Annotated in this window: 10 protein-coding genes; 6 read left to right on the forward strand and 4 right to left on the reverse strand. The window is 71.7% G+C overall.

The window, feature by feature from the left end; all coding sequences use genetic code 11:
- Nucleotides 1-54 precede the first annotated feature (54 nt).
- A complete protein-coding gene (locus DSZ44_RS01830) occupies nt 55-1,113 on the reverse strand; it encodes a substrate-binding domain-containing protein (RefSeq protein WP_110850869.1) in 1,059 nt (352 codons plus the stop codon).
- 239 nt (nt 1,114-1,352) lie between these two features.
- On the opposite strand from DSZ44_RS01830, the gene DSZ44_RS01835 reads away from it, so the two are divergent.
- Nucleotides 1,353-2,084: a GntR family transcriptional regulator gene (locus DSZ44_RS01835; protein ID WP_110850870.1), complete on the forward strand. Its 732-nt coding sequence runs from the start codon at nt 1,353-1,355 to the stop codon at nt 2,082-2,084.
- Nucleotides 2,085-2,154: 70 nt separating this feature from the next.
- Here the strand turns inward: DSZ44_RS01835 and DSZ44_RS01840 are convergent, their stop codons facing one another.
- On the reverse strand, nt 2,155-4,935 hold the full coding sequence (locus DSZ44_RS01840) for a PHB depolymerase family esterase (protein ID WP_181424502.1): 2,781 nt from the start codon (nt 4,933-4,935) through the stop codon (nt 2,155-2,157).
- Nucleotides 4,936-5,343: 408 nt separating this feature from the next.
- On the reverse strand, nt 5,344-6,441 hold the full coding sequence (locus tag DSZ44_RS01845) for a LacI family DNA-binding transcriptional regulator (protein ID WP_181424503.1): 1,098 nt from the start codon (nt 6,439-6,441) through the stop codon (nt 5,344-5,346).
- A 149-nt stretch (nt 6,442-6,590) separates the two neighbouring features.
- Here DSZ44_RS01845 and DSZ44_RS01850 point away from each other — a divergent pair, with 149 nt between their 5' ends.
- The 5 genes from DSZ44_RS01850 to gtfA are packed head-to-tail and all read left to right on the forward strand — an operon-like array spanning nt 6,591 to nt 12,282.
- Complete coding sequence (locus DSZ44_RS01850) at nt 6,591-7,976, forward strand: ABC transporter substrate-binding protein (RefSeq protein WP_258369148.1); 1,386 nt, start codon at nt 6,591-6,593, stop codon at nt 7,974-7,976.
- Nucleotides 7,977-7,980: 4 nt separating this feature from the next.
- Nucleotides 7,981-8,943, forward strand: a complete 963-nt coding sequence (locus tag DSZ44_RS01855) for a carbohydrate ABC transporter permease (protein ID WP_110850873.1) — start codon at nt 7,981-7,983, stop codon at nt 8,941-8,943.
- Nucleotides 8,940-9,764, forward strand: coding sequence for a carbohydrate ABC transporter permease (locus DSZ44_RS01860; protein ID WP_258369149.1), 825 nt, complete (start codon nt 8,940-8,942; stop codon nt 9,762-9,764). Before DSZ44_RS01855 ends, DSZ44_RS01860 begins: the two co-directional genes overlap by 4 nt.
- Nucleotides 9,761-10,726: an alpha/beta hydrolase fold domain-containing protein gene (locus DSZ44_RS01865; protein ID WP_110850874.1), complete on the forward strand. Its 966-nt coding sequence runs from the start codon at nt 9,761-9,763 to the stop codon at nt 10,724-10,726. Before DSZ44_RS01860 ends, DSZ44_RS01865 begins: the two co-directional genes overlap by 4 nt.
- 32 nt (nt 10,727-10,758) lie before the next feature.
- A complete protein-coding gene (gene gtfA / locus DSZ44_RS01870) occupies nt 10,759-12,282 on the forward strand; it encodes a sucrose phosphorylase (RefSeq protein WP_110850875.1) in 1,524 nt (507 codons plus the stop codon).
- Between the two features lie 253 nt (nt 12,283-12,535).
- Here the strand turns inward: gtfA and DSZ44_RS18165 are convergent, their stop codons facing one another.
- The gene (locus tag DSZ44_RS18165; protein ID WP_110850876.1) at nt 12,536-14,329 is read right to left on the reverse strand and encodes a glycoside hydrolase family 2 protein; all 1,794 of its coding nucleotides are present in this window, start codon (nt 14,327-14,329) and stop codon (nt 12,536-12,538) included.
- Between the last annotated feature and the right edge of the window lie 29 nt (nt 14,330-14,358).

The raw sequence follows: 14,358 nt of genomic DNA on the forward strand, positions 1-14,358 counted from the left end.
CGGACCGTGCCTGGGGCGGGCGTCCGCCCCAGGCACGTCGCCTACCGGAGACCGTCAGGAACCGCTGGGGCCCTCGCAGGCGTACAGCTGCTCACGGGTCATCTCGAGCGGGTAGTCGATCTCGACGGCGGCACTCGTGTCCGGCCCGCGCTCGGGGTCGTAGGCGGCCTCGAGCTGCTCGGCGCTGTCGTCCGTGGTCCACAGCTCGGGCGTGAGCATGGTCGTCTGCTCGACGTCCTCACCGCCCAGCACCTGGAGTGCCACGTTCGTGCCCACCGCGCCGATGACGGCGGGGTTGGTCACCACGGCGCCCGGGGCGCCCTCCATGAGCTGGCCCACGAAGGCGTTGCTGTCCTGCCCGGTGACGGGGACGAGCTCCTTGCCGGCCGTCTCGATGCCGTTGACCACCGTGTAGTCGGCGCCGGTGGTCCACACGCCGTCGTAGTCGCCGGCGCTGAACTGCTGGACGGCGAGCTCCCCGCCGAGCGTGTAGTCCCAGTTGCTCCATACCGTGGTGAGCTCGATGTCGGGGTAGCTCTCCAGCGCCGCGGTCACGCCCTCGTGGCGGTCGGTGTCGGACTGCACGCCCTCGATGCCGCGCATGTACAGGACCTCGCCCTGCCCGCCGATCTCCTCGGCGAGCCACTCCATGCCGATCCGGCCCCACTCGACCTGGTCGTTGGTGACGACGTAGGCCTCCTCCGTGGTGACGGCGGCGTCGATCGCGACGACGACGATGCCCTGGGCGCTCGCCTCCTCGATGATGCCGTTGAGCTGCTCGGGGTCGGAGGGGTTGACGACGATCGCGTCGACCCCCTCGGAGATCAGGGTCTGCAGGTGCTGGACCTGCTCGGTGGGTCCGGCGTTCTCCGACATGACGACCACCCGGTCGACCTGGCCGCTCGCCAGCGCCTCGGCCTGGATCGAGCACACCATCTGCTCGCGCCAGCCGTTGCCCGCGAGCGTGTTGCTCACGCCGATGACGTAGCCGCCCTCGGCGTCGCCGTCGTTCTCGGTGCCGCCGGCCGCGCCGTCGTCCGACCCGCACGCGCTCGCGGCCAGTGCGAGCGCGGCAGCGCCGGCGATCGTGGACGTTCTTCTCGACAGCCTCATCGCTGGATCCCCCTGTGTGTGTGATGTCTGGGGGTGCCCACCCGCCTCCGGGGGCACCACTGAACCGCCTGCGTCGTCGCAAAAAGGCGAATCTGTATAGACCACATCCGGTGTCTGTATGTACTTGAGAACGTAACGGAGGTCACTGAAGTCGTCAAGGGTCGAACGTGAACGGTTCGGGCGAACCGGGCATCTCCCGCCGACTCGCACGGGTGTGCGCACGGGCTACGCTCTGGCCTATGGCCGGTCAGCAGCGGGAGACGGCGCCTGCGCGGTACGAGGTGATCGAGGACTGGCTGCGTGACCGGGTACGCAGCGGGACGCCGGGCGACCTGTTGCCCTCGGAGGCGGACCTTGCCGTCCAGTTCGGGGTGAGCCGGATGACCGCGCGTCAGGCGGTCCAGAACCTCGCCCGCGACGGGCTGGTGGACCGGCGCCGCGGCTCGGGCACCTACATCGCCATCCCGCCGATCCGCAGGCACGGGTCGGCGCTCACGAGCTTCTCCAGCGACATGCGCAAGCGTGGGCTGGTGGCGACCTCCCGCCTGCTCAGGGCCGAGCTCGTGGACGGCAGCCCCGACGACGTCGAGGCCCTGCGCCTGGCCCCGGGCAGCCGGGTCGTGAGCATCTCGCGGCTGCGGCTGGCGGACGGGGTCCCCATGTCGATCGAGACCGCCGTCCTGCCCCTCGAGTGCGCGCCCGTGCTCTCCCGCGACCTGGAGAACGGGTCGCTCCAGGTCGCTCTGAGCGAGCTCGGACGGGAGCCGGCGACCGCGCGGGCGAGGATCACCGCCCGGACGGCGACGGCGGCCGAGGCGCGTCTCCTCGGCGTGCCGGTGCGGTCGGCGCTCCTCGTCGAACGGCGCGTCATCCTCGACACGGAGGACCGGCCGCTGGAGCACACCGAGAGCCGGTACGTGGCCGAGCGCTACGTCATCGACGCCGTCTTCACCGTCTGCGCCGAGCTGTAGCAGGTCTGCGGAGCGCGCAGGAGGCCCCGGCCCTGTCGAGACAGGGCCGGGGCCTCCGGGCTGGTACGGCTCAGCTGGTGCTGCGCCGGCGAACACCGAGAACGACGGCGCCACCGGTGACGAGCAGGACGAGCGCGGCCAGGATCGGCGCGGCCGGCACACCCGTCGTCGGCAGGCGGCCGCCGGGGCCGGCGGGCGTCTCGTCCTCCTCCGCCCCGTCGTCAGGCGTCGGGCTCTCGCTGCCACCGCCGTCGCCCGGCTCCTCACCGGGTGCCTCGCCGTCGTCCTCGCCGGGGCGCACCTGGGCCAGCAGCCACTGGAGCGTGGCGCTGTCCTCGTAGGTGGGCGCCGAGGCGAGGTGGTAGTCCGGCAGCGAGAACGCCTCGTCGCCGTACTCCGTCCACAGAGCGAGCTCGGCGATGCGCTCCTCCGCCAGGCCGCGGTCCCGGTAGGCCGCGACGAGCGCGTCGTACGCGCCCTTGGCGTCCTCGACCGGCAGCAGGTGGTCACTGGTCCCGTGCGTGATCCACATCGGGACCTCGGCCGCGGCGATGAGCGCGTACTCGTCCTCGTCCGCCGCGAACCCGCCGGTGAGCAGGCCACCCGCGAACAGCTCGGGCCGGGTGGAGAACATCTCCCACATGAGCTGGGACCCGTAGGACACCGAGGTCGCGTAGACGCGGCGCTCGTCCACCGAGAAGCGCCCGGTGAAGTCCTCGAGGAGCTGGAGCACCTGGGCCGCCTCGAGCTCCTTGCCCACCCGCGCGTTCTGCGGGGCGAGGACGATGACCTCCTCGTCGGTGCCCGTCCACTCCTCCTGGAACCACGCCGTCGCCGGCATGTCCGCGACGAGCTGGACCCGCTCGTTCTGGCCGTCGAAGCCCATGCCGTGCCCGGAGAGGGCGACGACGAGCGGGTACTCCCGCGCCGGGTCGTAGTCGTCGGGCAGGCGGTAGTCGTAACGGACGGTGAGGTCGTCACCCTCCACGCCGTCGACGTCGGACTCGAACGTCGCGTGGACGAACTGGTCGACCTCGCGGTTGATCGCGGGCTCGGTCAGCGGCCACGCCGTGTCGGCGTCGCCCCGGGAGATGACGGCCGCGCTGGGTGCGTGCACGTCACCGGCCTGCACCACCTCGGTGGGCTGGTCCGGGTTGATCATCACCGAGCACAGGAACGTGGGGCACAGGGAGACCATGACGGTCCAGCCGCCGTTCGGGTCGTCCTCGAGGTCCAGGACGACGTATCGGCCGGGTGCCTCGGACCGGTCGTGCTCGAGCAGGCGGGCGGGGTCGTCGGTCGTGTAGACGCCGGCGACGTCCCGCTCGACGAGGTTCTCCAGCTCCTCCAGGCCGGTGAACCGGAAGTTGTACGAGGTGTCGCGGACGGTGAAGTCCTCGGCACCGAGCGAGGCCGGGTCGACGACGTCGGCGTACTCGAGCACGACACCGGTGACCTGCTGACCGAAGGAGGACACCTCGGTGACCGGGGTGACACTCTCGATCCGGTTGGGGGAGCGGTCCTGCGCGAGAACCCACCGCAGGATCGAGCTGTCGCTGTAGGTGGGGCCGGTGGCCGCGTGGTAGTCGGGGTAGGTGAACGCGTCGTCCGCGTACTCGGTGAAACGGACGAGGTCACCGGCGTCGTCCGCGCCGGCGCCGGTGTAGGCCGCGCGCAGCACCTCCGCGGACGTCCGCCCGAAGTCGGGCGGGAGGACCGGGTCACTGGTGGCGTGGGTGATCCACACGGGCGTCCGCGCGGTGGCGATCGACGCGGCCTGCTCCTCGCTCACCGGGAAGCCGGAGACGATGAGCGCGGCGTCGAACAGCTCGGGCTGGTCCGCCATGAGGTTCCACGCGATGGTCGAGCCCCAGGAGAACGTCGTCACGTAGGTGCGGTCCTCGTCGACGCTGTACTCGTCGGTGAACTGCTCCAGCAGCGCGAGGACGGAGGTCCACTCCACCTCCTCGTCGCCGCGCACGTTCTGCGGCGCGAGGACGATGACGTCCTCCTCGCTGCCGGTCCACTCCGGCTGCGCCCAGGAGGTGGCCATGATGTCGACGGCGACGTTGACCCCGTGGTTGACCCCGTCGAAGCCGGAGCCCCAGCCGTGGAGGACGACGACGAGCGGGTAGGTCCGTGCCGGGTCGTAGTCGTCCGGCAGCCGGTAGGAGTAGGGCAGGTCCGCGCCGGGGAAGGGCATGACGTCGGAGTGGAACTCCTCCGCGACGAGGTTGACCGGTGCCTCGGTCATCGGCAGGGCGTCCTGGGACCCTGCCGCGAGCAGGGGCGCGGGCGCACCGCCCGCGGCGTAGCCGTGGACGTCCCCGAGCTGGACGAGGTGGGTCGGCAGCGACTCGCGCAGCTTCTCCGAGCACAGGAAACCGTCGCACGCGGAGCGGACCACGGTGTTGCCGCCGCTGTCCTCGGGGTCGAGCTCGACGACGACGTAGGAGCCGCGTGTCGAGGACCCGTCGGCCCGCAGCGCGGGCTCGTCGCTCGTGTAGACGGCGGTGACGGTGCGCGGCTCGAGCGCGTCGAGGTCGGCGGGGTCGTGGGCCCGGAAGTTGTACGGGCTGTCCAGGACCGAGAAGTCGCCGGTGGAGAGCTCGGCGGGGTCGACGTCGGCGCCGTACTCGACGGCGACGGCGACGACCTTCTGCCCGAAGGTGAGGACCTGGGTGATCGGCGTGATGCTGACGATGCCCTCGTCCGGGGGTGGGGTGGTGGTGGCCGCTGCCGGGCCGGCGGCGGCGAGACCGCCGATCGCCAGGACCAGGGGCGCAGCGAGCGCACGGAGCAGGCGCCGGGTGCGGCTGCGCCGAGATGGGTGGGGTGTCGTTGTCGGCATGGGTCTCCTTCGACCGGCTCGGGTGAGCATGTGCTAAAACGATGTAGCAGGAGGTTACGGGTCGGCCGTCATGAGGTCAACGCAGTGTCCGCGACCGGGCGGTGCGGCGTGGAGTGCCGACTCCGACGTCGGCGACAGCTCGACTCTCGGTAACAACTCAGCGGTCGGTGAGGGCGTACTTGTCGGGGGGAGCTCGGTTCGCGGTAACAACTCAGCGGTCGGCGAGGGCGTGGCTGTCGGCGAGGACGGGGCTGTCGGGGGACCTCGACTCGCGGTAACAACTCAGCGGTCGCCGCGGACGTGGCTGTCGGCGACAGCTCGACTCTCGGTAACAACTCAGCGGTCGGCGAGGGCGTGGCTGTCGGGGAAGCGTGGCTGTCGGGGGGGAGCTCGGCTCGCGGGAACGGCTCAGCTGCCGGCGGGAAATCGGCTGTCGGCAGGGGGTTGGCCGGTGCGGCGCGGGGCGAGGGAGCCGCGGGTGCGCAGGGGCATGTCGACGGTGTGGACGCCGCCCGAGAGCGGGTTGCGCCGGCCGTCCTGCAGGGCGGCGACGAGCATGTCGACCGCCATGCCGCCGAGCGTCCGGTGCGGGATGGCGAAGGTGGTGAGGGCGGGCCGGAGCCAGCCGGCAAGAGGGGCGTCGTCGAAGGAGACGATCGAGGTGTCCTCAGGAATCCGCAGACCGGCCTCCTGCAGGGCCTGGTAGGCACCGAAGGCCAGGCGGTCGTTGAAGCAGAGGAGGGCCTCGGGTGCGGTGCCCCGCTCGAGCAGGTCGTGGACCGCCTCCCAGCCGTGGGCCGGGTTCCACGAGCGGTAGGGGTAGCCGGACGCCGGTGGGACGCCCGCCTCGCCGAGGGCCTCGAGCATCCCGGTGAGGCGCAGGTGCCCAGCCTCGGAGGCGGCCGGGGCGTCAGCGAGTCCCGGGCCGGCGCCGATGAGATGGATGTCCCGGTGCCCGGCCGCGAGGAGCTGCTCCGCGGCCGCGCGGCCTGCCGCGTGCTCGTCCGGGATGATCGCGGTGAGCTGCCGGCCCTCCGGTGGCAGCGCGTTGAGGAGGACCGTCGGGAGGGTGTCCAGCTCCTCGGGGAGGGCCTCCCGCTGACGCGTGAACATCGAGGCGAGGATGAGGCCGTCCACGCGGTGGTCGAGCATCGCTTCGACGGCCTCGCGCTCCTGGGCCGCGCCGCCGCCCGTCTCGCTCATGAAGAGCATGTAGCCGCTGTCGCGTGCTGCTTCCAGCGCGCCACGGATCATGCCGCCGGCCAGCTGGGAGGAGGCGACGGTGTCCGACACGAAGCCGATGGTGGTGGTCGAGCCCTTGCGCAGCCCCACCGAGATCGTGTTCCGGCGGTACCCGAGGGCCTCGGCGGTCTCCCGTACCCGCTCGTGGACGGCGTCGGAGATGCGCAGCTCGCGACCCCGTCCGCTGAGGACGAGGGAGGCGGTCGACGACGACACTCCGGCTTGACGCGCGACGTCCGCGAGCGTCACGCGCTTGCTGGTCATGGTGCTCCTCTCGAGGCTGATCGTAACGGTCCGGTCACATGCTCGTGCCGCCTTGACACGCTGCGGACCTGAATGGTGGCATGTGCCTGCTAACACGATTTAGCCGAGTGTGGCCCCCGCGCACTCGCCCCGCTGAAAGGGAGATAAAGGTGTCTCGCACCCCCTCTACCGCACGCCGTCGGTCGCGCTCCACCGCAACTGCGCTCGGCCTGACCGGACTTCTCGCGCTCGCCGCGTGCTCCGCTCCCGGGCAGAGCACGTCGGAGGAGCCGAGCGCCAGCGCCGGCGCCTCGGACGCCGCCACCACGCCGGGCGAGGTGCCCGGCTGCGGCGAGGACGCCGTCGTCGTCGACGCCTACGTCGAGACCGGGTTCCCGCTCTTCCGTGAGCTGGCCGACGAGTTCACGGCCCAGTTCCCCAACGTCACCTTCGACATCCGTGAGGACCAGTTCGCGGTCCTCACGCAGAACGCGCCCCGCGTGCTGGCGGACGACCCGCCGGACCTCATGCGCCTGCCGCAGATGAGCGAGCTCGCCTCCGACGGACTCCTCCTCAACCTCGACCCCTACGCCGAGGCCTTCGGCTGGGACGAGTGGCCCTCCTCCCAGCTCGAGCAGATGCGGGTGGACGACGAGGGGCGCCGTGGCTCCGGCCCGCTCTACGCCATGGGCATGAACTTCTCGATGACCGGCGTGTTCTACAACAAGGCGCTCGCCGAGGAGATCGGCATGACCGAGGCGCCGGCCACGCTCGAGGAGCTCGACGGCTACATGCAGGCAGCCGTCGACGCCGGCATCACCCCGAGCGCCCAGTTCAACGGCGGCGCCACGGGCGGCCTGGCCTTCCCGCTGCAGATGCTCATGGCCTCCTACGGCGACCCCTCCGAGGTCAACGCCTGGGTCTACCAGCAGGAGGGCGCGACGATCGACACGCCCAGCAACCTCCAGGCCGCCGAGCACCTCGAGCGCTGGATCGAGGCCGGCTACTTCGCCGACGACGTCAACTCCCTGGACTACTCCCAGTCGATGGCGCGCTTCCTCGAGGGCGACAACCTCTTCTTCTTCAACGGTGACTGGGAGTCGGGCACCTTCGACACGCAGGTCCCCGGTGAGGTCGGGTTCTTCCTCATGCCCCCCGTCGAGGAGGGCGGGTCCGTCGGCGCGATGTCCGCGCCGCTGACCTACGGGATCGGCGCCGGCGCGGAGAACGCCGACTGCGCCGCCTCGTTCCTCAACTGGATCGCGACCGACGAGGAGGCCCGCACGATCGCCGTCGAGGTCGGCGGCTCCCACCCGATGGGACCGGTCGACGCGTTCATGCCCGAGATCGACGAGAGCTCGGTGACCGCGCAGACCCTCGCCGCCGGCGTCACCATCGGTGAGGACAACGGCTCCATGGACTTCATCGCCAACGCCACCGGCGGCATCTACGCCAAGGGCTGGACGCCGAACCTCCAGAAGCTCGTCGCCGGGCAGATCGAGGCCGCCGACCTGCTCCCGGCCGTCCAGGCGGAGTACGAGAACGAGATCGGCTGACCCGATGTCCGACCTGACCATCTCCCGGCTCACGCCGGAGGCGGACGCGCGGGCGGAGCTCCCGCCCGCGCGTCCGGGTCGGCGCGGGACGTGGGCGCGCCGCCGTCGCTCGGCGGCGGCGCTCGCCCTCGTCCTGCCGGCCGCCTTCTTCTACGTCACCTTCGTCCTGCGCCCGATCCTCTTCACGGTCCAGTACTCCCTGTACGACTGGAACGGGGTCACTGAGGCGACCTGGGTGGGCGCGGAGAACTACACCCGACTCTTCTCCGACCCGGAGATGTTCGGGCCGATCCTCAACGCCCTCCAGCTCATCGTCTACTTCAGCTTCGTGCCCGTCGCCCTCGGGCTGATCGCCGCGGCGATCATCCGCAAGTTCGCCACCAGCCGGCTCGCGATCATCGGGCGCACGGTGCTGTTCCTCCCGCAGGTCATCCCGCTCGTGGCCGCCGGCATCATGTGGACCTGGATCATGGCGACCGACGGCGTCCTCAACCAGTTCCTGCGCCTCATCGGTCTCGGCTCGGTCACCCGCGCCTGGCTCGGCGACTTCGACACCGCGCTGCCCGGCGTCGGCGTCATCGGCGCGTGGGTGTCCCTGGGCCTGTGCCTCGTGCTCCTCCTCGCCGGCATGTCCAAGATCGACCCGGCGCTCTACGAGGCCGCCCGGCTCGACGGCGCCGGACCGATCCGCGAGTTCTGGTCGGTGACCCTGCCGAGCCTGCGCCAGGAGCTGGCCGTGTGCCTCACCGTCACGGTCATCGCGGCGCTCGCCAGCTTCGACATCATCTACATCTCCACCCAGGGCGGCCCGGGCAACAGCACCCTCGTGCCCGGCCTCGAGATCTACTACCTCGCGTTCTTCCAGCGTGAGGTCGGCCAGGCCTCCGCCCTCGCCGTCGCCCTCATGGTGCTCGTCCTCATCGTCGTCATCCCGCTTCAGCGGCTCATCCGAGGCAGGGAGCAGTGAAGACCTCCGCAAGCGAGCTCTGGCTCGGCCGACTCGTCCTGGTGATCCTCATGGTGATCACCCTCGTCCCCTTCGTCACCCTCTTCGTCACGGCCCTCCACCCGACCGGGACCTACCCGGCCGGCCTGTCGTGGCCCGAGGAGCCCCAGTGGGGCAACTTCCTCAGTGCCTTCCAGGCCGCGGACATGCAGAAGCTGCTGCTCTCGAGCGTCCTCATCGAGCTCGGGGTCGTGCCGCTGGCGCTGCTCATCAGCACGCTCGCCGGGTTCGCGCTCGGGCACCTGCGCCCCCCGGGCAGCCGGTGGATCTTCCTCGTGTTCATCCTCGGTCTCACGCTGCCCTTCGAAGGCATCGTCGTCCCGCTGTACTACCAGATGCGTGACGTCGGGCTGCTCAACACCCGGTGGGCCATCATCCTGCCGCTGCTCGGCCTGTTCATGCCCTTCGCGGTCATGTGGATGCGGGCGCACTTCGTCAACATGCCCGAGGACATCTCCGAGGCCGCCCGGATCGACGGCGCGAACAACCTCCAGCTGTTCAGCCGGATCCACATCCCGCTGTCCATGCCCGCCCTGTCCTCGCTGGCGATCCTCATGTTCCTGTGGACGTGGAACCAGTTCCTCCTGGCCGTGGTCCTCGTCGACGACCCGACCAAGCGGACCATGGCCGGTGCCCTCGGCGCCTTCCAGGGGCAGTGGGGCACCGACATCCCCCTGCTGTGCGCCGGCTCGCTCCTCATCCTCACGCCCACCCTCCTCGTCTTCCTCATCTTCCAGCGGCACTTCGTCGCCGCCCTCCTCCAGGGGGCGGTGAAGGGATGAGCACGACGACGCCCCCTCCGCTCGACCCGGCGATCGCGCTCGCCCTCGCGGCGGACCCGGACGCCGTCGTCGGGATGACGGCCGAGGACATCGGGGTGCTCCGTGCCCGCGCGCTGCCGGTGCCCGAGCACGAGGTGACCCGGTACGGGACCTTCGAGCGTTCGGACCTGCGGTTCCGCTCGGCCGCGGACGGCGTGCCCGTCCCGGTCGTGCTCCTGCGGCCGGTCCAGACGAGCGGACCGCTGCCCGTCCTCCTCCACATTCACGGTGGGGGACTAATCCTTGGCGGGCCGCTGGACGACCTGCCGGCCACGCTCGACCTCGCCGCCCGCACCGGCTGCGCCGTCGCCACGGTCGACTACCGGCTCGCCCCCGAGCACCCCTACCCGACGCCGCTGCTCGACTGCTACGGAGCGCTCGTGGGGCTGCACGAGGCGGGGCGCGAGTGGAACCTGGACCCCACGCGCATCATCCTCGGCGGGGTGAGCGCCGGGGGCGGCCTGGCCGCCGCCGTCGCCCTGTGGGCGCGGGACCACGACGGGCCGGACCTGCTCGGCCAGCTGCTCGTGTGCCCGATGCTCGACGACCGCAACACCTCCTTCTCCGCGCAGCAGATGCGCGGCGTCGGCACCTGGGACCTCACCGCGAACGCGACGGCGTGGCGGGCCTACCTCGGGGACGCCGCCGGCGGGCCCGACGTGCCGGTCCACGCGGCACCCGGGCGCGCGGAGGACCTGCGCGGCCTGCCGCCGACCTACGTCGACGTCGCCTCCGTGGAGACCTTCCGCGACGAGTGCGTGGCCTACGCCAACCGGATCTGGCAGGCCGGCGGCGCCGCGGAGCTGCACGTGTGGCCCGGCGGCAACCACGCCTTCGACTTCCTCGCCCCGTGGGCGACGCTCTCGCAGGACGCTCGCGGCGCGCGGCTCGCCTGGCTGCGCCGCCTCCTGCTCGACGCGTGACCCCGCCTCCCCACCTGACCGAAAGACCTCCAGTGACCCTCTCCCACGGCCCGCAGCTCATCACCTACGCCGACCGCCTCGGCGGCGACCTCCGCGGACTCGACCGGCTGCTCGACGGTCCGCTGGCCGGCGCCTTCTCCGGCGTCCACGTCCTGCCGTACTACCGCCCCTTCGACGGTGTCGACGCCGGCTTCGACCCCGAGGACCACGCCGTCGTCGACCCCCGGCTCGGCACCTGGGAGGACGTGCGCGCGCTGAGCGAGCGCGGCGTCGTCATGAGCGACGTCATCGTCAACCACGTCTCGAGCCGCTCGGACCAGTTCCAGGACGTCGTCGAGAAGGGGGACGCGTCCCCGTGGGCGCCGATGTTCCTCACGCTCTCCTCGGTGTTCCCCGACGGCGCGACCGAGGCGGACCTCGCGCGCATCTACCGGCCGCGACCGGGTCTGCCCTTCACGACGATGACCCTGGGCGGGGAGCCCCGTCTCGTGTGGACGACCTTCACCCCCGAGCAGGTCGACATCGACCTGCGGACCGACGAGGCGTGGGACTACCTCACCTCCGTCATCGACGCGCTCACCGGCGCGGGCGTGAGCATGCTCCGGCTCGACGCCGTCGGGTACAGCGGCAAGGAGGCGGGCACCGACTGCTTCATGACCGCCTCGACGCAGGCGTACGTCGACCGGATCCTCGAGCTGGCGCACGCGCGGGGCGCCTCGGTCCTCCTCGAGATCCACGGGCACTACCTCCAGCAGGTGGAGATCGCCCGCACGGTGGACTACGTCTACGACTTCGCGCTGCCGCCGCTCGTGCTCCACGCCCTGCACGCCCGCGACCTCGGTCCGCTGGCCCACTGGATGCAGGTGCGTCCCACCAACGCGGTGACGGTCCTGGACACCCACGACGGCATCGGCATCGTCGACGTCGGGCCGAACGACCTGCGACCGGGGGAGCCGGGGCTGCTGGGGGCCGAGCAGATCGACGCGCTCGTGGAGTCGATCCACGACGCGGGCGGTGGCGCCAGCCGTCTGGCCACCGGCGCCGCGGCGTCCAACCTCGACCTCTACCAGGTGAACTGCACGTTCTACGACGCGCTCGGCCGCGACGACCGCCGCTACCTGCTGGCCCGGCTCATCCAGCTCATGGTCCCCGGCATCCCGCAGGTCTACTACGTCGGGCTCCTCGCCGGGGAGAACGACATGGAGCTGTTCACCCGCACCGGCGTGGGCCGGGACATCAACCGCACGTACTACACCGGCCCCGACGTCGAGGAGCACCTGCGCCGGCCGGTGGTCGCCCTCCAGCTCGAGGCGCTGCGCCTGCGTGCGTCCCACCCCGCCTTCGACGGCGAGTTCACCTGCGAGCTGGACGGCACGCGCGGCGTGCTCGCGTGGACCACGCCCGACGCGCGGGTGCAGCTCGGGTTCGACGTCGCCGACGCGTCCTTCGTCCTCGCGGTGCGTGGCTCCGACGGCTGGCGGACGGTCGTCTCCGACGGTGACTTCTCGCCGATGGCCGAGGCGGCCCGGCGAGCCGCCGCCGAGGTGGGCGCCTAGCAGCAGGCCGAGCAACAACGCAGCGCCCGGCGCAGGGCTCCCCCTCCCGCGTCGAGCGCTGAGTTGTTACCTGAGGAACACGTCAGCGCTCGGCGCAGGGGGTTCCCTTTCGCGCGGGCTTCCCTCCAGCAGGGGCTCGCCCGGTGCAAGAGGTTCCCCTTTTCGCGTCGAGCGCTGAGTTGTTACCTGAGGAACACGTCAGCGCTCGGGGCAGGGGCTTCCCGATTCCCGCGGGGGCGGGGGCGGGGGCGTGCTACTCGCCGGTGATGATGCTCCGCAGGGTGTCCATCGGGAGCTTGGGGCGGCGGTCCTCGTCGAGGAGGCCGTTCGTCTCCTGGCCCGTGTCGGTGAGCTGGGTGTAGCAGAACCCGGCCAGCGCGCTGTCGCGGACGGCGTCGAGGAGGTCGCGCAGACGCGCCTCGAAGTCCCCGGCGTCCGACGCCGTCGAGTAGCCCCAGTCGCCCTCGTGCTGCGCGGCGAAGCTCACCCCACCGAACTCGGTGAGCATGACGGGCTGGCCGCGGTCGTCCTCGCGCAGCTGGATGCGGCGGCCCGCCGGGCCGATGCCCGCGAGCAGCTCCCGCACCGCCTCGGGCGTGCCGTAGCGGGTGCGGATCTCGGCGCCGGTGGGGGAGTAGTCGTGGATCGAGAGGATGTCGGAGTCGGTGTGCTCCCATCCGTCGTTGGACACGACCGGCCGCGTCGGGTCCAGGGCGCGGGTGAGGTTGGTGAGCCCGATCGCGTAGTGGCGTTGCGCGGCGTCGTGTGCGCCGTGCTGCACGCCCCAGCTCTCGTTGAGCGGCACCCACGTGACGATGCTCGGGTGGGACACGTCCCGCCGCACGAGCTCGACCCACTCCGTGGTCAGCGCCTCCACCGAGCGCGGGGAGAACGCGTAGGCGTTGGCGGTCTCGCCCCACAGCGTGAGACCGAGCCGGTCCGCCCAGTAGAGGAAGCGCGGGTCCTCGGCCTTCTGGTGCACCCGCACCGAGTTGAAGCCCAGCGCCCTGATGAGCTCGACCTCCTCGCGCAGCGCATCGGCGCTCGGCGCGGCCAGGTGCGTCCGGGGCCAGTAGCCCTGCTCGAGCACCGAGCGCAGGTAGTAGGGGCGGTCGTTGAGCAGGAAGGTGCCGTGGGCGACCGCGACGGACCGCAGCCCCAGGTAGGAGCCGACGACGTCGGAGCGGGCTGCGCCGTCGTCGTCGGTGTCCACGGTGAGGGTCGCGTCCAGGAGCGTGGGCCGCTCCGGTGACCACAGGAGCTCCTCGTAGGCCTGGCCGTTGGCCTGCCGGGCGAGGTGCACGCGCAGCTCGACGTCCTGGTCCAGCGCCCGCACCCGCTGCTCGGCGAGCAGCTCGCCCTCGTGCGACACCTGCACCGTGAGCCACGTCCCCGTCGCCGGCCGCTGCGCGAGGCGCACGGTGGCCCCCACGCTCCCGCCGGGGACGTCGGGCACCCAGGCGAGCTCGGCCACGTGCTGCTCCGGCACCGCCTCGAGCCACACCGGCTGCCAGATCCCGGTGGTGCGGTGGTACCAGATGACGTGCGGCTCACGCTGCCAGTCCTGCTTGCCGCGGGGCTGGGCGGCGTCGTGCGGGTCGTCGACGGCCTGGACCACGAGCTCCAGCGGTCCGTCCGCGGCGCGCACCACCTCGGTGACGTCGAAGCCGAAGGGCGTCTGCCCGCCGGTGTGCGCGCCCAGGAAGACCCCGCCGAGCCACACGCGCGCGCGGTAGTCCACGGCCCCGAAGCGCAGCACGAGGCGCCCACCCTGCTCGTCGAGCCCCGCCGCGGTGAGGTCCTCGGCCGAGAGCACGCGCCGGTACCAGACCTCCCCGAGGTACCCGGTCTCGCCCACCCCCGAGGCGGGTGACTCCGGCGGGAACGGGACGGTGATCTGCCGGTCGAAGTCCACCTCGGTGGGCGCGGCGGCGCTCGCGACCGCGAAGTCCCACGTCCCGCACAGGTCCGCCCAGCGCTTCCGCTGCAGCTGGGGCCGGGGGTAGGAGCCGTCCTGGCGGCTGGCACGGGTCGGCTGCGAGGTCATGGCTGCTCCTGTGGGTCGGTCACGGGGCG

The organism is Georgenia satyanarayanai, assembly GCF_900116375.1.
Taxonomy (GTDB): domain Bacteria; phylum Actinomycetota; class Actinomycetes; order Actinomycetales; family Actinomycetaceae; genus Oceanitalea; species Oceanitalea nanhaiensis.